Below are 19,958 nucleotides of genomic sequence, written 5' to 3'. Positions count from 1 at the left end.
TTGAACCGGATAACCTTGTGTTCGAAGGCTTTCGAACACATTGAACAGATATAAAAAGGTAATTTCAGATGCCAAAACGTAATGACTTAAAAACCATCCTTATCATTGGTGCGGGACCGATTGTTATCGGCCAAGCTTGTGAATTTGACTACTCTGGTGCACAAGCATGTAAAGCACTAAGAGAAGAAGGCTACCGTGTAGTACTTGTAAACTCTAACCCTGCAACCATTATGACTGACCCAGAAATGGCCGATGCTACTTACATCGAACCAATTCACTGGGAAGTTGTTGAGAAAATTATCGCTAAAGAACGCCCATGTGCAGTTTTACCAACAATGGGTGGCCAAACGGCGCTTAACTGTGCACTAGAACTTGAAGAAAAAGGCGTTCTAGCGAAATACAACGTTGAGATGATTGGTGCAACGGCTGATGCAATTGATAAAGCAGAAGACCGTAGCCGTTTTGACGCTGCAATGAAGAAAATTGGACTTGAATGTCCACGTGCTGGTATCGCACATACAATGGATGAAGCTTACGGTGTATTAGACATGGTTGGTTTCCCTTGTATTATTCGTCCATCTTTCACCATGGGTGGAACGGGCGGTGGTATCGCATACAACCAAGAAGAGTTTGACGAAATTTGTTCAAACGGTTTAGACCTTTCTCCAACAAACGAGCTATTGATTGATGAATCATTAATCGGTTGGAAAGAGTATGAAATGGAAGTGGTTCGCGACAAGAATGATAACTGTATCATTGTTTGTGCGATTGAAAACTTCGACCCAATGGGTATTCATACGGGTGACTCAATCACAGTTGCACCAGCGCAAACGTTAACAGATAAAGAATACCAATTAATGCGTAATGCTTCTTTAGCAGTATTACGTGAGATTGGTGTTGAAACGGGTGGTTCAAACGTACAGTTCGGTATTAACCCTGCAGATGGCCGTATGGTCTTAATCGAGATGAACCCTCGTGTATCACGTTCATCTGCATTAGCATCAAAAGCTACAGGCTTCCCGATTGCTAAAATTGCAGCTAAATTGGCGATTGGTTACACGCTTGACGAATTACAAAATGATATCACTGGCGGTAAAACACCAGCGTCATTTGAACCAACTATCGATTACGTTGTAACTAAGATTCCACGTTTTAACTTTGAAAAATTTGCCAATTCAAATGACCGTTTAACAACGCAAATGAAATCAGTTGGTGAAGTAATGGCGATTGGCCGTAACCAACAAGAATCATTACAAAAAGCACTTCGTGGTCTAGAAGTTGGCGCTGATGGTTTCAGCCCAATGGTTGACCTAAACGATGAAGGCGCAAAAGAAAAAGTATTATACGAACTACGTGAAGCGGGTGCTGAACGTATTTGGTACATCGGTGATGCATTCCGTCTAGGTATGACGATGGAAGAAATTCATGACATTACGATGATCGATAACTGGTTCCTCGTTCAAATCGAAGATTTAATCTTAGAAGAGAAAAAACTAGCACAGGGTGGTCTACGTTCATTGGATGCTGATTCACTACGTAAATTAAAACGTAAAGGTTTTGCTGATAGCCGCATCGCTTCTGTGATTGGTTCATCGGAAACAGAAGTACGTAAATTACGTGAAAAATTTGCATTGCACCCAGTTTACAAACGTGTTGATACTTGTGCTGCAGAGTTCTCATCTGATACAGCTTACATGTACTCAACTTACGATGAAGAGTGTGAAGCAAACCCAAGTGATAATGAGAAAATCATGATCATTGGTGGTGGTCCTAACCGTATCGGTCAAGGTATTGAGTTCGATTATTGTTGTGTACATGCGGCGATGGCAATGCGTGCAGACGGTTACGAAACTATCATGGTTAACTGTAACCCTGAAACGGTTTCAACTGACTACGATACGTCAGATCGTTTATACTTCGAATCAATTACATTGGAAGATGTACTTGAAATCGTACGTGTTGAAAACCCTAAAGGTGTTATCGTGCAATACGGTGGTCAAACGCCACTTAAATTAGCACGTGCACTTGAAGCAGCTGGCGTACCAATTATCGGTACATCACCTGAAGCGATTGACCGTGCAGAAGACCGTGAGCGTTTCCAACAAGTGGTTGAGCGTTTAGGTCTTAAACAACCTGAAAACGATACAGTAACAACACTTGAGCAAGCGGTTGAATCTGCTAAGCGCATTGGTTACCCATTAGTTGTACGTCCTTCTTATGTACTAGGTGGTCGTGCGATGGAAATCGTATATGACGAGCAAGACTTACGTCGTTACTTTAAAGAAGCGGTAAGTGTTTCTAACGAATCACCTGTATTACTTGACCGTTTCCTAGATGACGCAGTAGAAGTAGATATCGATGCGATTTGTGACGGTACTGATGTTGTTATCGGTGGCATCATGGAGCACATCGAGCAAGCTGGTGTTCACTCTGGTGACTCAGCATGTTCATTACCTGCTTACACGCTAAGTGCTGAAATTCAAGACGAAATGCGTGGTTACATCAAAGCATTAGCATTGGAACTAGGTGTGGTTGGCCTGATGAATACACAGCTTGCTGTTAAAGATAACGAGATTTACATGATTGAAGTAAATCCACGTGCTGCTCGTACAGTACCGTTTGTATCTAAAGCGACAAGTGTGCCAATTGCTAAAATCGGCGCAAGTGTAATGGCGGGTAAAACACTGAAAGAACTTGGTGTGACTGAAGAAGTTATTCCTCCTTACTACTCTGTTAAAGAAGTCGTATTACCGTTTAACAAATTCCCAGGCTCTGACCCAATATTAGGTCCTGAAATGCGTTCAACTGGTGAAGTTATGGGGGCAGGTGTCACCTTTGCTGAAGCCTATGCAAAAGCTGAACTAGGTTCAACGAAAGAAGTCCCTGAAATTGGTCGTGCTTTAATCTCTGTTCGTAACAGTGATAAAAAGCGTGTTGCTCAACTAGCGCAAACGATGTTGGACTTAGGCTTCGAACTTGATGCAACGCACGGTACTATGATTGTGTTACAAGATGCTGGTATTAATGCTCGTCTTGTGAATAAAGTGAGCGAAGGTCGCCCACACATTCTTGACCGTGTTAAAAACAGTGAATACAAATACATTGTAAACACAACAGAAGGGCGCATCTCAATTGAAGATTCGCGTCAGCTACGTCGTGCAGCATTACGTTACAAAGTAAACTACACAACAACGCTAAACGGTGCATTTGCAACTTGTCGTGCTCATACTGCTGATCCAACAGCAGAAGAAGCAACAGTAAGTTCAGTACAAGAGCTACACAAACGTATTAATGGTTAATCATTAAATTGATAATCAATAAGCTAGTTAAGTAGCAGATAAAAAGCCACTCAAATGAGTGGCTTTTTTGTCTTGGACTGTAAATAAAGACGTTATTTTGTAAAAGTCTACTATTAATAAGGTGATACTTATAATTATTGAAATAATCATATTAATACTGATGATAGAAATCTATGTTCTGCACGCCCGAAGTAATTTCTGCAATCATAAAGCATTAGGTTTGGTGCTATTTTAAATATTTTTAGTTTTGTTAAATCAATTGAAAATTTTTTTAATTTTTTTATGATTTTTAATATATAAAAATATAGTTTAAATGTTACATTAAGTGAAATATATCGAATTGAATTATTTGAATAAATTCTACATCTAGAACAGCTGATTTAATTACAGTGAGTATGGATATTAATGTTTTAAACTTACTTAGAGTATACAAATGGAATTAACAACTAATAACCCAGAAAAGAATGCATCAACACTTGAAGTGTTTGAAGAACATTTAAACAAAGCGATAGGTAAGCCTACTCTTGATTTTAGAATGCAAACAGTTCGCGGCCTAAGAAAAAATACGACTAGAGAAATAAAAATCTATAATGGTGCTCATAAAGCAACTTGGGCTAAAACGATAATTAATCGTAAGTTAAGAACAATATATATTGATGTTTTTATTAATTTTAAAAAAAATGATTTGAACTCATCTGATTATAATCGCCTCAAAGAATTAGCTATCGAGGGAATAAAGCAATATTGGTCTAATAATATCACTGTAGATGGTGTTGTATTTAAAGTCATAGTTAATTGTTTACATAAAGACTCTAGCATCGCTATTCCTGTTGATTTAAAAATAGAAGAGGGCTTAAATTATAACAGGCCAATGAATCCCGCTATCTTAGGTATAGATGCTAGTTTTATTTATCAAAGAGGTCAGAGGAAAGCAGGCATTTCAAGTAAAATAATTGATGCCGAATTCAAATTAACTTCTGCACATGAGTTTGGTCATTCAATTTTGATGTATGCAGGGGGAATCGGTTTATCATGGGGACATAAAGGTTCTACTCACATTTTATTGCAAAGTGTTAAGTCATCAATGCCCGAATATCCAAAAAATGGGAAGATAGATATTATGAAGTATTATGATGATAAAAGTGATCCTAAAAGCTTGTTTAGAAGATTAAAAAACTCTATTGCTATGGAGATAGATTTAAAAAGGCTAATTTGGAGTTCGAGTATTTTATGGAAAAATTAAAAGTTTTAACTTTCATTTTTTTGAGCACTTTCATGTTGAGTTCATGTTCAACTGTGCGTTGGGCGAGTATTAAAAATGCGACTCATGAAGATATTATTGTAAAAGCTTTCTTTGAAAAAAATAATGAAAGATCTGATTCTAAAATTCCTATAGCAGCAGGTGAAGTAAACGTTTGGCAGTATGATAGAGGCCTTTTTGAAACATCAAAGATTGATAGTCGGCTATCATATCTAGAAGTGTCTAATAGTGCCGATTGCCTATTGAGGTTAAGTCGATCTGATATTGATAAGCAAGCCGAAGTACATTTGCAGCAAATTATTATCGAACCTGAAGATTTTTTGGCTGTATGTGCGAAATAATGCTTAACACAGTAAATAACTTATCTAACTTTTTAAACAGGCAACTTATTCGTTATAAGCTTCGTAGACTGAATATTATTTACGTCTTGAGTTGTTCTGCTTTTACAGCGTAAAATTTATCTGACATATTTAATCTAATTAATATAAGCATCAAAATAAGCTGCTAAAGATAAAGTTGGATTTTCCATAAAGGAATATATTGTTAAGCGGTGCAACTGAATAGGTGCTTTTACTATGATGAAAATAAAAGAGTTTAATCAATTATTAGCAGAGGTACATTCGTGCACTATTTGCGAAACTAACTTAAAAGCAGGTGTTCGTCCTGTTTTGCAAGTTAATCCACATGCTAAAATTCTTATTGCAGGTCAAGCACCTGGCTCAAAAGTTCATGCTACTGGTATTCCATTTGATGATCCGAGTGGTGAGCGATTAAGAGAATGGATGGGGGTTAATAAAGAAACCTTTTATGATTCACAAAAGATTGCAATATTACCGATGGCATTTTGTTACCCAGGAAAGGGAAAGTCAGGGGATTTACCTCCTCCGTCAATCTGTGCAGAGACGTGGCGTAATAAATTGCTTGAAACGATGCCACATATTCAGCTTACACTTGTCATTGGACAATATGCTTTGGCGTGGCATTTAAAAAATAGAGGTAAAAACCTTACTGAGACAGTTAAAAATTGGTCTGTTTTTGGCGAACAGGTCATGCCACTCCCACATCCAAGTCCACGCAATAATATTTGGTTAAAAAAGAATCCATGGTTTGAAGCTGATGTGATACCTGTGTTACAAAATAGAGTGCATAAAATTCTGAAATAGATTTTATCTCGCTTTTTTCATAAGGCAATTGGCTGCATTATTTGCTTCTCCTCTTACTGGCTATCGATTTTAAATGTGTTTTTGAACCCGTCAAATTTCAGCCTTGTATTTTAAAAACAGAATGTATTTAATCAATGATTTCGTAAAAACAAAAATAATACCAATTATATTAAATAAGTGACCTAAATTTTACGTAGGAAAAATGACTGAGTTCAAGGTGTAATTTAAGTTAAATAGTTATTCTATTTGCGAAAATTACAACGAAGAAATAAGTTATTTTAACAAGTAAAATAGATCAGTTAATTAGTGTGATTGGTATAATATATTTGAATCTCAAGTAAATGTGAATTAGTGTGGTTTTTATTTCAATTTTTTAAGCTGATAACAAGAAATTCAATAGCTTAGCTAGGTGAATATAGGGTGCCATTATGAGTTCATTTATTTCGTTAGATCGCCTTCGATTTTTGTTTAATCGCTTTGCTGAAAGACTATGGGTTCGACCATTAGCAATCTGTTTATTGTCAATTGTTGTTGTTTTCGCAGCGAAATTTATAGATGGTTCTCAGTTAGCTGATTTTGCACCGTTGGTTGAAAAGGATTCAGTTGAAACTTTACTGTCCATTATGGCTTCAAGTATGTTGGTCATCGCGACTCTTTCTGTTTCATCGATGGTTGCTGCATATGCTGCTGCAAGTAATTCTGCTACGCCACGTTCTTTCTCGCTGGTGGTTGCAGATGATGTATCGCAGAATGCACTTTCCACTTTTGTTGGTGCTTTCATTTTTAGTGTCGTCGCAATTACTGCTGTCAAAAATACTTTTTATGAAAAAGCGGGGCTGTTTGCGCTTTTTGTTCTGACTGTATTTGTCTTTGCTGTGGTGATTTTGACCTTTGTAAGGTGGGTAGATAGCATTGCACGTTTGGGACGAGTTGGTTCAACTATTGATAAAGTAGAAAAGGCAGCAGAAAAAGCCTTAATAAGAAGAAGAGATAAACCGACACTAGGCGGAATATCAGTTTTAGGTTCACCAACTAAAGGCCAAGCCGTATATACATCCCAAATAGGCTATGTACAGCATATTGACATGGCAGTAATTCAAGACTGGGCAAATGATCTTGACGTGTCGGTAGTTTTGTCGGCTTTACCTGGTACATTTGCTTCCAATGATCAAGCATTGGCTTACATTAGCATTCCATCAGGTGCATTGTCTGAATTGGACTGTGCATGTTTAATTAAGGCATTTCACATTGGCAAAGACCGTACCTTTGAAGATGATCCTCGATTTGGTCTAGTTACATTATCTGAAATTGCGGCTCGCGCCTTATCTCCAGCAGTTAATGATCCAGGGACAGCGATAAAAGTCATTGGCTCATTAGTACGTTTAATTTCTACTTTTAACACGCCTCCAAAAATGGAGAATCAAAAGCAAGTTGAGTTTAACCGAGTTGCTGTTCCAGAGATCTTAGTTTCGGATATGTTTGAAGATGCTTTTACAGCTATTGCTCGTGATGGTGCAGGGAATATAGAAGTTTGTGTTCGCTTACAAAAGGGGCTAAATTCACTCGAATCACTTAACAATGATGATATTCAAAAAGCTGCTCGTTATCAAAAGCAGTTGGCATTAAAGCGCGCATGTAAAGCGCTTGATATAGAGGAGGATTTAGCTGCTGTCCAGAAAGCGTTCAGGAGTTAAACAGTTTTAAAAGTCTTATAGACTGTCATCGACTTTTAGGTGCTGTTAGACAGATATGTTTTTGTCTTCGATTAAATCGGATGTTTTAATGAATTAACGAAAGGAAGTGGCTTATCATTTAATGCGAATATTTATAACATATTGTGAATATGGCTCTTTCAATAAAGGTATATCAAATTTATTGAAAGAGCGGTTTATCTTGTATTACTCTCCGTCTAACTCTTTTAATATCGCATTACCGCGATTAATTAAGTTTTTAGCTCGAATGAACGAACGAATTTCCATTAACCTATTTGAATAGGCAAAAAAATCACTGGCTTCTTGTCTTTTTAAATCAATAATAGGTTGAAAGTCTTTTGGAAACTGTTGAGCAAAACGATTTATTTTTCTACCTACAGCAATATAAGCATTGTAATTACGTGCTTTCGATAACTCCTCTGACATGTCATTAATCTCTTTTTTATAGAACAGAGTTGCTTCTTCGTGAGGATAAACGGCATTTTCAGGGGATTTTTTATAATCAGCTGCATATTTAGCAAGTGCATTAACTGCAGATGCCATTTTCTTACTAGATGCGATCACTTTGTCAGCTTCTGGATAGTTATAAAACGCAATATCACCAACTCGGATTAATTCATCAAGTGTTTTAAAATCTTTTTTATCAATTGCTAAGTTGAATTTACGCTGGAACAAAGCAAATGCTTTTTCTGTTGCTACGTATTCTTCACCGGGCAACAAAAGCAGTGATAAGTCTGAAAATAAGTTTTTAATATTGTTATCACCAGCTTCAGAATAACGACCTTGAATTAACAGTTGATCAAGTTTTTCAACGATTGCATTAATCGTTGTCTCTCGGCTGGTTTCTTGCTGTTTTTGTATTTCTTTTAAACGAAATGAGTCAGGATAATAGGTAAAGGCCTCTGCTAAAATAGTATTAACTTTTGCATAGTCTTTAAATTTATTGTTGCTGAGTTTGGGAGCATTTTGAATTTTTTCATCGTATAGTGTAATTAATTCATCATGATGCTGTCGAAATAGTGCCTGTGCAATTAAAAAGTTGCTTTCCTTTATCTCATCAGCTTTTGCTAAAAATTCAGATGCAGGTAAAGAGCCGTAACTATTAAATGTTTTCGTTTCCTGATCATATTCAGAAATTGTACTTGTTAGTTTTTCAATCTCTGTAGATTGCTGGTAAAAAGCATTTGCAGAATAACCAACAACTGCGAGTAGTAATGCTCCAGCTAATATTTTAGTTGAAACCTTGCTTGAAAATGGAGTAACTAATTCATCGATTGTATTTAAACGTTCTGCTTTATTAATTGCTAACCCGCGTTTCAATACAGACCAATGTGATAAACTAATATTCTTTGGTTTAACTAGTGTAAAACTACTTTTATTAACTTTGTTTGCAGCTGTTCGTTTATAGGGGTGTTTACTACTCAATAATTCGTAAATTATACAAGCGAACGAAAATACGTCGTCTTGTTGTGTTGGACTATCACCATTTAATTGTTCAAAACTTGCGTACGCAGGGGTATGTCCATTTAAGGCTGTATCTTGATCATTGTTTTGCAATACGTACTCATTATCCTCATCCTCATTGAGTAACTTTGAAACCCCAAAATCAAATATTTTAATATTACCTTTTCTAGTCAAAAATATATTCGATGGTTTTAAATCAGTATGGATTAAGCCTTCTTGATGAGCATAGTTTAATGCGCTGCCAATTTGATCAATGATTTTTTTAGTTTTAACAAACGGTGTACCAACAGGTTTAGAGCTGTTAATTACTTGATCTAAAGATTCACCGTCTAGCCATTCCATGACCATAAAATGATAGTTTCCGTCAGATTTAATGTCATAAACTCTGATGATATTAGGGTGAGATAGCTTTTGGGTTTGAAGAGCTTCATTGATTAATATCTTTTGAGCATCTTTCATTTCTGAAAATTGTTTTTGAAGTACTTTAATAGCGACAAAGGCATCTTCGATGCCTGCATCTTTCAGAGTTAAATCAACTGCACGGTAAACATCGCTCATACCACCTGCGCCAATCTGACTTTCAATTAAATAACGTTGGCTGAAACATTTTCCGATCAAGTTTGAAGCTTTCTGATTTATTTCTAAGTTTATACCTTTTTTTGAAATAACCGTTTTATCATCATTATCTGGGGATATTGTATTTTCCATTATTTTTTACGAGTCCATTATCTTAATTTAGTCAATTTATTTTTTTGATTTTACGCATAGGAGGCTTGGGTTGACAAGTAAAATTAATTACATTCAATTGATTAAAATACTATAAAGAACTTATTCAAATATAATCTAAATAAGTATTTTAATTTTTAATTTTATATTTTTTCGTTTCAAGTGATTGAATAACCGTCGTTACTATCACGTTAGATATATTTTTATAAAATATTAGCTATCTAAAATTGCTCGTTTTATATACTTTAAGTTGATGTTTTTGGGGTGTTAAATATTTCGACTATTTAATGATTTACTCCTGTGCAAAAATACTTATAATCGTTTGAATTAATTTTTACAAATAGTTTATTTGAGTGAGAAGTTTGATGCACATTGATTTTAAAATCGTAAGTTACCACAGGTTATCACCGGAACAAGTTTCTGAATTTACTGTGGAAGAAAAGGCAACTTTTGGACGTGCAAATAGCTGTGATTGGCACTTACCTGATCCAGAGAAAGTTATTTCAAGTTCACACGTAAGAATAGAAAAAGAAGAAGACAATTTTTATCTTATAGATACTTCTACAAATGGTGTATTTATTAATAGAAGCGTAGAGCCTGTAGGTAAAGGTAATAAATACTTACTTTGCACTAACGATTTGTTAGCTGTTGGTGATTATGAAATTACTGTTGAAGTTGTATCTGCAAAAGTAACAAATCCTCAGAAATTGGATTCGATTAAACAAGATGTTTCTTCAGTTGATGCATTTCAACAAACACCTGTGATTGATGAACCTGTTGAGTTTTTAGCACAAGATATTCTTGGTGAACCAAAACCATCATCATTGCCACTTGTCGATAATGATTTAAAGGATGCTTTTGTAACTCCTGAAGTTAAGCACGAATCTGCAATTCCTGAAGATTGGGACTTTGGTTTGTCAGATAAATCAGTTGACCAAGTAAGTTTAGCGGAACCTGAAAGTGAAGAGAGTGCCCCTGTAATTAAGAGTCAAGCACACCTAGATAAAAGCGTTGATATTAATAAAACTGAGGACATTGTATTACCAGAAGCGAAAACTCAGCAGGAAGAAATAATACCGAATATTGTTATACCGCCTGTTCAAGAAAAGATAGAAATAGAAGCTGTCACCGAAACGTCACCTCTAGCTATTCAACAGAAAGATTTTGCTAATGAACTACATCAAAAGGTTCCTACGCAAATGAAATCAACGCGACAACCACTTACCTTAAGTCAACAGGGTGATGAATTAGCTATGTTTTTGAAAGGGCTAGGGTTGTCAGACAAAATAAGCTCTGAAGGTATGTCAAGTGAAGTCTATTTCGAATTAGGTCAATCGATGAACTTAATGTTCATGGGGTTAATTAAACTATTAAGAAATAGATCTGAAATAAAAAGTGAATTCAAAATTAACCAAACGACGTTTAAACAGCAAGAGAATAACCCACTTAAATTTTCTGCAACCATTGATGACGTTTTTAATAATTTATATTTACATGGGAGTAGTAGCTTCTTATCGCCTAAAAAAGCAATTCAAGATGCTTTTCAAGATACAGAGAAACATGAGAAAGCTTTCTCAGCTGGCACCCTAGGCGCTTTAGTCGGTATTCTTAACCAACTTGACCCAGAGAAAATTCAACAAAATAATATACAACCACATTATTTGGATAAGCTAATTCCTGCTAAAAAAGAAGCAAGGAATTGGGAACTATTTGCTGAATTGCATGACAATATAAAAGCTGAGATTTCAACTCACGGAAGTGGTGCTATAACTGATGATTTTGTTAAAGCCTACGATAAAAAAATTAGAAACTTGTGAACCGAACATAAAGGAATATAACATGAAAATTTTTAGATCGACCTTCAGACACTTAATCGTTTTAAGTGGTCTTTTTTTGCTTTCTGCTTGCTCTAGCTCCAATATATTTTCAGCAACGGCTAATTTGATTGTTTCACCGTCTACTGATCTTATTTTTAATGTTGCAGATGATACAAATCCAGATTTAGAAGGAAGACCGTCTCCTGTAGTCGTTACTATTTATGAGTTGTCCTCTAGAACTATCTTTGATAATCAAGATTTTTTCTCACTGTATGAAAATGCTGATGAAATTTTGGGGCCAGATTTGCTTACTAAGCAAGAGTTAGAGTTACAACCTGAAGAAACCAAAGTACAAACGCTAACATTAAACAAAAATGCTGCTTATGTAGGTGTTGTAGTTGCATATCGTGATGTTGATAATTCGAGATGGCGCGGTGTTGTTGAAGTTTCTCCAACAGGTTATGGCGATATTGATGTCAATATCGAGAAACTAGCTGTTTACATCAAAGACTAAGTTTTAACGATCTATTAGGATAATTATGAGCGATATTAATTCAGTTGTTTGGTCTGAAGGCATGTTTTTACGACCACAACATTTTCAACAACAAGAGCGCTACTTAACATTTCAAAATACGCATATTCTAAAAACAGCTGAGCCATACCGTTGGGGATTATTTGATTTAGAAATCGATAAAAACCTACTTGGGCTAGGGCAGTTTGGTTTGAATCAATTACAGTGTGTTTTTCAAGATGGCACAGTCGCTTTGTTACCTGACCATGCTAAGTTACCAACAGCAATAAGTGTTAATGAAGGTGTTATTGATCAACTTGTTTATATTGCGGTACCTATCAATAAAAGTACAAGTTTGAATGTTTCAGATATCTCTGACCCTACTATTACACGTTATAAATTTCATGACCAAAATGTGATGGATACAACAATTGGTAGTGACGGATTAGAAACATTACAGCTTGGACAGTTGAACTGCCAATTGAAAATGCAAAGTGAAGATAGATCAGGATATATTTCATTTCCTATCGCAAAGATTGTTGAAGTGACAGAAGAAGGGATTGTATTGCTTGATAAAAAATACATTCCACCTTGCTATAGCGTTCAGCATTTTCCTATGTTGCTCAATCTAACCTCTGAAATCGCGGGTATGATTAAGCAACGTGCAGATGTGTTAGCGGCTCGATTAAACCAATCTCAGGGAAGTGCTAATGCAATTTCTGATTTCTTGATGTTACAGTTATTGAATAAATATCAGCCTGTCTTTGAGCACTATCAAACGATTAATGGACTTCACCCTGAGACCTTGTATACCTCTTTGATTAGTTTTGCTGGTGAATTAGCGACATTCTCTACACCCGAAAAACGCTCAAAACCTATGCCTATTTATAAACATGAGGAATTAACAGTAATTTTTGGTTATTGCATGTCTGTTATTAATCATGGACTAAGTAGTGTACTAGAGCAAACAGCTATCAAACTACCATTAAAAGAAAGACAGTTTGGTGTCCATGTTGCGCCAATTAATGATAAGAAATTACTTGACCGTGCCGATCTTATTTTAGCGGTTAAAGCTGATGTTGCTAATGAAGAGATACGTTTATACCTTCCTTCTCAAATAAAAATCGGTTCAGTTGATACGATTCGCGATTTGGTTAATAACCAGTTAACTGGCGTTAAATTAATTAACTTACCGGTTGCACCTCGCCAAGTGCCTTTCCATTCTGGTTACCATTACTTTCAATTAGAGAAAACTAGTGTTCATTGGGAAAAAATTAAAACGAGTGCTGGTATTGCCTTACATTTCTCAGGTAATTACCCGGGTTTAGCGCTTGAATTATGGGCAATTAATAGTTAGCAGTAATGCTTTTAAAATTAACAACTGTATACAACATTATTAGCGGACCGATATTAATATAGTGGCCGCTAATTAATCGTTGTACCAGCGTATTAGTTAGCAAGGACCAAATTTTGAACGATAAAACAATAGTGAAGCCCACTCCAGGTAGACGCAGCCCAACTCCTAAAGCAGAACCATCTAATGCACCTGCAGATGTAAAAGATAATGGCGACGAAACCGTTGTTTTTGAAAATGCTAATTATCGACCTACTAATGCCCCTGTATTAACAATTTCAGACAATTTAATTGTTGATAAAGCTGGATATTTAATTTCTTTATGTTGCCAATTAAAGCGTATAGACAATCATAACGATGTATCTGGTTTACGCCAAAAATGTATAGAGTTGATTAAAAGTTATGAGCAGGATTTAAGAAATGAATCAGTTAATCCCGAATTGATTCAATCAGCACGCTATTCAATTTGCTGTTTTATAGATGAAGCCGTTTTAAATACGAAGTGGGGTGAAACCAGTCGTTGGTCTTCCGAAAGCTTACTCTCTACTTTCCATAATGAAACGTTTGGTGGGGAACATTTTTATACTTTATTAGACGATGCATTGCAAAGTCCGACAACTAAGTGGCAGTTACTAGAGTTAATGTATTTGTGTTTATCTTTAGGTTTTATCGGAAAAATGCGTTTTGAAGAAAATGGCGACTCTAAATTAGAAGATTATAGAGAGAGTGCTTTCCAAGTTGTTTTAAATAATAAACAGAGTAAAGGTAGTCGTGAATTATCACCTGGATGGAAAGATAAAATAGCTAAAGGAACTGAATTGCAACAGTCGTTTCCTATTTGGGTTGCAGTGACTTTTTTTGCTGCTGTGATGCTATTTGTTTACATGGGCTTTAGCTATAAGATTAATGAGTATTTGTCACCAGTATACGAAGAATTAACAGAATTAGTACCAAGAGAAAGCAGCCGCATAGTTGAAGGTACAGATAATAGAGCTGAATTTTTGGTTCTACAGCAGCAATTGCAAACTGAGATCCAAAAAGAGTTAATTACAGTCACAGAGCTAAATGATCGAATCAGAATCTCAATCAACGCAAGTTACCTTTTTGCTTCCGCTAGTGCGCAGCCGAGAGAAGATTTTGAAGTTGTGTTGAGTAAAATAGCGAGAACGTTAGAAGGTACTAAAGGCAAAATATTAATTACTGGCCATGCAGATGATCAAAGAATATTTACTACAAAATTCCCTTCTAATTGGCACTTATCATTAGCGAGAGCAACATCCGTTGCAGATGTGTTAGGCAAAAATGGTTCATTAAATGGACGTTTATGGCCTGAGGGTAGAGGGGCTGATGAGCCGCTTGTTGAAAATAATAGTGATGCAAATAGAGCTATTAATCGCAGAATTGAAATTGATTTATTATATTAATTAATACAGTAAAGGAATATTACGTGTCTTTTAAATCCACGCTAAAGAAAATAATAAATAAGCTTAAATCAAAAGCTGTATTAACTACAATAGGGCTAATTTGCCTCGCCTTAATTATTTGGTTCGGTGGCCCATTGATTGCTGTAGCGGGTTATGAACCTCTACTATCAACAACCTCGCGTTTGATTACTCTTTTAGCTATTGCGCTGATATGGGGTGGCTTTCACTTTATTAAAAGAGTGAAAGAGAAAAAGAATAATGAAGCGATGGTCAACACCATGATAAATGGTGATGATAAAGCAGGTAACGCCAATGATGATGCTGTTAAGAAAGAAATTGATGTTCTTCAACAGAGAATGACGCAAGCTCATGACGTATTGAAAACGGCTAAATTAAGTAAAGGCAAGAATGTTTATGAATTGCCTTGGTATATTATCGTAGGTCCTCCAGGCTCAGGCAAAACAACGGCTATTCAGCATTCTGGATTAGAATACCCGTTAAAAGAAAAAATGGGGATCGATATGATCCAAGGCGTTGGTGGAACACGAAATTGTGATTGGTGGTTTACTAATAAAGCAGTGTTAATCGATACTGCTGGCCGTTACACAACTCACGATAGTAATAAAAAACAGGATTCTCGTGCTTGGCAGGGGTTTCTTGGCTTACTGAAAAAACATCGTCCTGTTCGACCTATCAATGGTGTAATCATTAGTATGGGGATCAGTGAATTATTAAATCAAACTAAAACAGAGCGTAATCTTCATGCGCGAGCAATAAAGCAACGATTGCAAGAAGTACAAAACCAATTAGGTATGACTTTTCCGGTTTATGTGCTGTTTTCTAAATGTGACTTAATCGCTGGATTTAACGAATTTTTCAGCTCACTTGAAAGTGAAGAGTGCGAACAAATATGGGGAATAACTTTCCCACTCGATGCCAGTAATAGCGATAGTTTAGTAGATGGTTTTAACAAAGAATTTCACTCATTATTAACGAACCTAAATGAAAAGGTAAATAAACGCCTTAAAAATGAAAGAGATCAAGAACGTAGACGTGTTATCTATGAATTTCCAAAACAGTTGCGCCTTTTACAAAGTGCTGCAGATGACTTTTTAAAAGAAATTTTTTCTCCTAATGCCTATGAAGTGCCTCCTATGTTACGCGGTGTTTATTTAACCAGTGCAACACAGGAAGGTAATCCTATTGATAAACTATCTTCTAGTTTACCTGCGGCAAATGCAGTTCAATCAACTAGCACACAAGGTCAACCTTCAAGAAGCTATTTTATTAAACATCTATTAGAAGATGTTATTTTCCCTGAAAAAGATTTAGCGACTACGAATAAACATCATGATAAGCAAAATCAAATATTTAAACATTCAGTATTAGTTGTTGCTTCATTATTGACTATCTTCTTTTCAGTATCTTGGTGGCAAAGTTTTAATTGGAATACTTACTTAGTTGACTCTACAGAAGAGTCACTAAAGCTTTATGAAGAGACCACTTCAGGTGATCTTAAAGGCAGTGATGACATTATTAAAATCACTAAAGGATTAACCATATTAAGAGATTTACCATTAGGTTTTAGTAATGAATTTGCTAGCGATGAAGTGAGTACATGGGGGCTTTATCAAGGTGATAAACTAAGACAGTCTGGTATTGGTGCTTATAAGCGTGCGCTCAATAGTTACTTATTACCTCATCTCGAGTCGTTATTGATCGATGAAATGAATAACAGTACAGATAGCTTAAACTACTTATATTTAACGCTAAAAACTTACTTGATGCTTTATCAGTCTGAATATTACGAAGAAGAAGATGTTAAAGCCTGGTTCGCTGTCTATTTCGATAGAAGATTAGTCGGTGAAGTAAATAGAAACATTCGTAATGAGCTAGGTGAACATATTGCAACTTTATTGGATTTAGGTCTTCGTGGTAATAATATTGATAACCAAGCTATCGCAGATGCTCGTGATAAATTAAGTCGTTTAACGTTGGTAGAAAGGGCATATCAAAGGCTGAAATCTGACTATATTCCGAGTACGATTCCGGACTTTAAATTAGGAAATATTATTAGCTTAAATAGCTTATCTGCTTTTACTTATCAAAGCGGTAAAGATATGAGTCAATCGATTCCAGGTCTATACACGTTTAATGGTTTCCATGGCATTTTTAATATTGAAAAAAATGAAATTGTTAAAAACTTAGTAGAAGATCGCTGGGTTTATGGTGACTCAAGCAACCTAGTTTCACAGACTAGTGAAGCAACGATTACCAAGCAATTGGAGCAAAAATATTACCAAGATTACATTTACTACTGGGAAAGCTTGTTGGATGATTTAGCACTTGAGCCATTTAACACAGAGATCAACTCTAATAATACGATTCATCAGTTAGCTAATGCTGAATCTCCTATTAAAAGTATTCTTTTGGCTGTCCAAAAAAATGTGCAATTAACAAAAATTCCTAATTCTAAAAATGCCAAAGCAGCACTTGATGTCGCTAAAAATGCGTCAGATGTCGCTTTAAGTGCTAAAAAATCAAGAATTAGTCGCTTATTACCAAAAGACGACTTAGATGTCGATTTCAATATTCCTGGTAAGGAAGTTGAGCGTGCATTTAAAGACATACTCAGTATTAATGTCGCTAAACTTGATGAAGCTGAAGGAATATTAAGAAAACTAGACCGTGCTATTGGTAAGAAAAACCTAGATGCAAATAGACTTTATGGTTTCAGTGAAGACGAGTTTGAGGTTAATTACGCCCAAGTAGGGCAAGCCTTAAATGATCAAGTCGCTGACTTTCCTGCACCATTGAATAAATGGTATGCAAGCATTCTAACTTGGTTAGATCGTAAAGTGGTTCAAGTGAAAGATCAAAAACGTTCTATAGCGAAAAAAGATCTAAACACACTTTGGAAAAAAGAAGTATTGCAAGTGTGCCGTCGTGGTATATCAGGTCGATACCCATTTAATCTATCTGCAACAAAAGAAGTGAGTATTCAAGACTTTAATCAGTTCTTTGGTTATGGCGGTACATTAGATAAGTTCTTTAATGATAACCTGCGTGAATATGTCGATACGAATAAACGAACTTGGACATTCAATAAAAATATTGGGCTAACAAATCGTTCTCTTCGTGTATTCCAAAGAGCGGAGGTTATTCGTAAAAACTTCTTTGAAAATAACGATAAAAATGTACAAGTTAGCTTTTCTCTAAGACCGTTATATCTGGATCGACATATTAGTCACTTCAAGTTAATTATTAATGGCCAAGAGTTAAATTACCGACATGATCCAATCCGTTCAACTCAATTTATTTGGAATGGAAGTGGTGATAGCGAGACGCGTGTAATCTTTACGCCACCAAATGGCGAACGTTCAATCACAACTCAATACCTCGGTGAATGGTCGTTATTTAGATTACTGGATTCACTTGCTAAACAGCGCCCTGAAACTAAAAATGATGGTCAATTAGATATTTCACTTAATGGTAATCGCGCTAAAGTATTATTAACACCAACCAATTCAAGTAATCCGTTTTGGAAAAATGACTTAGTGAGGTTCTCATGTCCGAGTGCGCTATAGACTTAACACTAGGATATTGCGGGAAAGTCCCTTCTAAAGGGGATTTTCTGCAAAGTGATTTCGATTTTGATTTTCTATCGAGGTGGAGTGAATGGCAGCAGGCAGTGATTGCTGTAAGTAAAGAGCAGCTTGAAAATAAATGGTTAGATTGTTATCTCACTAGTCCAATTTGGCATTTTTCATTATCGGCAGGTGTCTGTGGCGATTCTGCAATATTAGGTACGCTAATACCGAGTGTTGATAATGTAAATCGTCATTTTCCATTTACTTTATTTGGTCAGCATAATCTCACTGCAGTACAAGCTTGGCATCAAAATGGATGGGATCAGCTATTTGAAGATAGTGTATTAGAAGTATTAGAAGACGAATTTGATATTGATAAGTGGTTCAATAACTTATCAAAACAAGTTGAGTTTAATGATATTACTAATATCCACATTACTAACATAGAATCATCGGATTCAATAAAAAAAGGTTGGGTGATTAAAGGGGAAGATAGCCCCAACTTAATGCATTTAATGCATCAACAATACACACAACAGTTTAATGAATACAGTATTTGGTGGACCGCAGGATCAGACTTAATAGAACCCTGCGTAATTGTTACAGATGGTTTACCTCAGGTAAGCCAATTTGTTTCTATGTTAGATGGCCAATGGGCAAAAAGAGATTGGAATATTTGTGAAGCAAGTTAATAACTATAATCAACAACAAACAAGTCATGCACAGTCCCATAGAGGTGCAGTAAGAACAATTAATGAAGATGCTTTTCTTGATTTGCCACAACACGGCATCTGGGTCGTTGCTGACGGTATGGGAGGACACAGTGCTGGAGATGTTGCCAGTCAACTTGTTATCGACGCAATTGAAAGTGTTATTGAGACGGTTAGTCCAGACAAAATGTCATGTGAAATATTAATTCAAGCGTTGAAATCTGCCAATGAATCTTTATTAAATTTAAGTAAAAGCCAACTAGATGGCAAAGTAGCGGGTAGTACTGTTGTTATTTTATTCATCAAAAACAACCGTTTTTATATGTTATGGGCAGGCGATAGTAGAGGCTATTTATTACGCGATAACGAACTGATTCAATTTACTAGGGATCATAGTCAAGTAAATGAAATGGTTGATGAAGGATTGATTAGTCAAGAGGAGGCTGAAACGCATCCTCTTGCTAATGTTATTACTCGGGCAGTGGGTGTTGATAAAAAGCTTGAGGTCGAAGTAAAAGAATTATTTTTACATGATAAAGATATATTTTTGTTATGTAGTGATGGTCTTAATAAAGAATTAAGTGATACAGAGATTGAACAAGCACTTCAATCGGGGTCAATAATTGATTCAGGCATGGCATTAATGCATACATCATTAGTAAGAGATGCTCGAGATAATGTGACTTGTATCTTAATTAAACACAAAGCAGAGATAAGTCATATTCCAGTGTTAGACGATGATACAACAATCCCGTATTTCAGAATTTAACAGAGTATTAATATACTTCTTTAGCGGCACAAAATAATTCATATTCTCTGAATTTGAATATATATGATTAATAAAAAGACATTTTTTTTATGCTTTTGTTTTTTTTATTAATTTTAAAGTGTTTTGTTTGACTTGTTAACATGACATCTATTATATTT

13 protein-coding genes are annotated in these 19,958 nt (G+C 35.7%); 12 read left to right on the top strand and 1 reads right to left on the bottom strand.

Annotated features, from left to right (window positions below):
* Positions 1 to 68 precede the first annotated feature (68 nt).
* From carB to V5290_RS00580, 5 genes are all read left to right on the top strand, one after another.
* Positions 69 to 3,299 (top strand): carbamoyl-phosphate synthase large subunit, encoded by a 3,231-nt coding sequence (gene carB, locus V5290_RS00600; protein WP_333380674.1) that lies wholly within the window; start codon positions 69 to 71, stop codon positions 3,297 to 3,299.
* A gap of 433 nt (positions 3,300 to 3,732) precedes the next feature.
* Positions 3,733 to 4,542 (top strand): hypothetical protein, encoded by an 810-nt coding sequence (locus V5290_RS00595; RefSeq protein WP_333380672.1) that lies wholly within the window; start codon positions 3,733 to 3,735, stop codon positions 4,540 to 4,542.
* Entirely contained in the window at positions 4,530 to 4,901 is a 372-nt protein-coding gene (locus tag V5290_RS00590) for a hypothetical protein (protein WP_333380670.1), read from the top strand. The genes V5290_RS00595 and V5290_RS00590 overlap by 13 nt, the downstream gene beginning before the upstream one ends.
* A gap of 237 nt (positions 4,902 to 5,138) precedes the next feature.
* Positions 5,139 to 5,723: a uracil-DNA glycosylase family protein gene (locus V5290_RS00585; protein ID WP_333381274.1), complete on the top strand. Its 585-nt coding sequence runs from the start codon at positions 5,139 to 5,141 to the stop codon at positions 5,721 to 5,723.
* 428 nt (positions 5,724 to 6,151) lie between these two features.
* Complete coding sequence (locus V5290_RS00580; RefSeq protein ID WP_333380668.1) at positions 6,152 to 7,417, top strand: DUF2254 domain-containing protein; 1,266 nt, start codon at positions 6,152 to 6,154, stop codon at positions 7,415 to 7,417.
* Between the two features lie 204 nt (positions 7,418 to 7,621).
* Here V5290_RS00580 and V5290_RS00575 read toward each other — a convergent pair whose 3' ends face one another.
* Positions 7,622 to 9,607, bottom strand: coding sequence for a serine/threonine-protein kinase (locus V5290_RS00575; protein WP_333380667.1), 1,986 nt, complete (start codon positions 9,605 to 9,607; stop codon positions 7,622 to 7,624).
* Positions 9,608 to 9,990: 383 nt separating this feature from the next.
* Here V5290_RS00575 and tagH point away from each other — a divergent pair, with 383 nt between their 5' ends.
* The 7 genes from tagH (at position 9,991) to V5290_RS00540 (ending at position 19,800) form a co-directional block, all read left to right on the top strand.
* Positions 9,991 to 11,442, top strand: a complete 1,452-nt coding sequence (gene tagH / locus V5290_RS00570) for a type VI secretion system-associated FHA domain protein TagH (protein ID WP_333380665.1) — start codon at positions 9,991 to 9,993, stop codon at positions 11,440 to 11,442.
* A gap of 22 nt (positions 11,443 to 11,464) precedes the next feature.
* Complete coding sequence (gene tssJ, locus V5290_RS00565; protein WP_333380663.1) at positions 11,465 to 11,956, top strand: type VI secretion system lipoprotein TssJ; 492 nt, start codon at positions 11,465 to 11,467, stop codon at positions 11,954 to 11,956.
* A 25-nt stretch (positions 11,957 to 11,981) separates the two neighbouring features.
* Positions 11,982 to 13,310 carry a type VI secretion system baseplate subunit TssK gene (tssK, locus tag V5290_RS00560; protein WP_333380661.1) on the top strand — a complete coding sequence of 443 codons (1,329 nt, stop codon included), beginning with the start codon at positions 11,982 to 11,984 and terminating at the stop codon, positions 13,308 to 13,310.
* Between the two features lie 113 nt (positions 13,311 to 13,423).
* Positions 13,424 to 14,731, top strand: coding sequence for a type VI secretion system protein TssL, long form (gene tssL / locus V5290_RS00555; protein ID WP_333380659.1), 1,308 nt, complete (start codon positions 13,424 to 13,426; stop codon positions 14,729 to 14,731).
* 23 nt (positions 14,732 to 14,754) lie between these two features.
* Positions 14,755 to 18,318, top strand: a complete 3,564-nt coding sequence (tssM, locus tag V5290_RS00550) for a type VI secretion system membrane subunit TssM (protein WP_333380657.1) — start codon at positions 14,755 to 14,757, stop codon at positions 18,316 to 18,318.
* Positions 18,300 to 19,013, top strand: coding sequence for a type VI secretion system-associated protein TagF (tagF, locus tag V5290_RS00545; RefSeq protein WP_333380655.1), 714 nt, complete (start codon positions 18,300 to 18,302; stop codon positions 19,011 to 19,013). The genes tssM and tagF overlap by 19 nt, the downstream gene beginning before the upstream one ends.
* Complete coding sequence (locus V5290_RS00540; protein ID WP_333380653.1) at positions 19,000 to 19,800, top strand: PP2C family protein-serine/threonine phosphatase; 801 nt, start codon at positions 19,000 to 19,002, stop codon at positions 19,798 to 19,800. Before tagF ends, V5290_RS00540 begins: the two co-directional genes overlap by 14 nt.
* Positions 19,801 to 19,958 lie beyond the last annotated feature (158 nt).

Origin of the sequence: Psychromonas arctica (assembly GCF_036697365.1) — a bacterium.
GTDB lineage: Bacteria > Pseudomonadota > Gammaproteobacteria > Enterobacterales > Psychromonadaceae > Psychromonas > Psychromonas arctica_A.
Note: the sequence above shows the minus strand (reverse complement) of the source record. Positions and strands in the feature narration are given on the sequence as shown.

What these genes read in the sequence shown, in the direction of transcription:
- carB (WP_333380674.1), top strand. Translation starts at nt 69, where the DNA reads ATGCCAAAACGTAATGACTTAAAAACCATCCTTATCATTGGTGCGGGA.
- V5290_RS00595 (WP_333380672.1), top strand. Translation starts at nt 3,733, where the DNA reads ATGGAATTAACAACTAATAACCCAGAAAAGAATGCATCAACACTTGAA.
- V5290_RS00590 (WP_333380670.1), top strand. Translation starts at nt 4,530, where the DNA reads ATGGAAAAATTAAAAGTTTTAACTTTCATTTTTTTGAGCACTTTCATG.
- V5290_RS00585 (WP_333381274.1), top strand. Translation starts at nt 5,139, where the DNA reads ATGAAAATAAAAGAGTTTAATCAATTATTAGCAGAGGTACATTCGTGC.
- V5290_RS00580 (WP_333380668.1), top strand. Translation starts at nt 6,152, where the DNA reads ATGAGTTCATTTATTTCGTTAGATCGCCTTCGATTTTTGTTTAATCGC.
- V5290_RS00575 (WP_333380667.1), bottom strand. Translation starts at nt 9,607, where the DNA reads ATGGAAAATACAATATCCCCAGATAATGATGATAAAACGGTTATTTCA.
- tagH (WP_333380665.1), top strand. Translation starts at nt 9,991, where the DNA reads ATGCACATTGATTTTAAAATCGTAAGTTACCACAGGTTATCACCGGAA.
- tssJ (WP_333380663.1), top strand. Translation starts at nt 11,465, where the DNA reads ATGAAAATTTTTAGATCGACCTTCAGACACTTAATCGTTTTAAGTGGT.
- tssK (WP_333380661.1), top strand. Translation starts at nt 11,982, where the DNA reads ATGAGCGATATTAATTCAGTTGTTTGGTCTGAAGGCATGTTTTTACGA.
- tagF (WP_333380655.1), top strand. Translation starts at nt 18,300, where the DNA reads ATGTCCGAGTGCGCTATAGACTTAACACTAGGATATTGCGGGAAAGTC.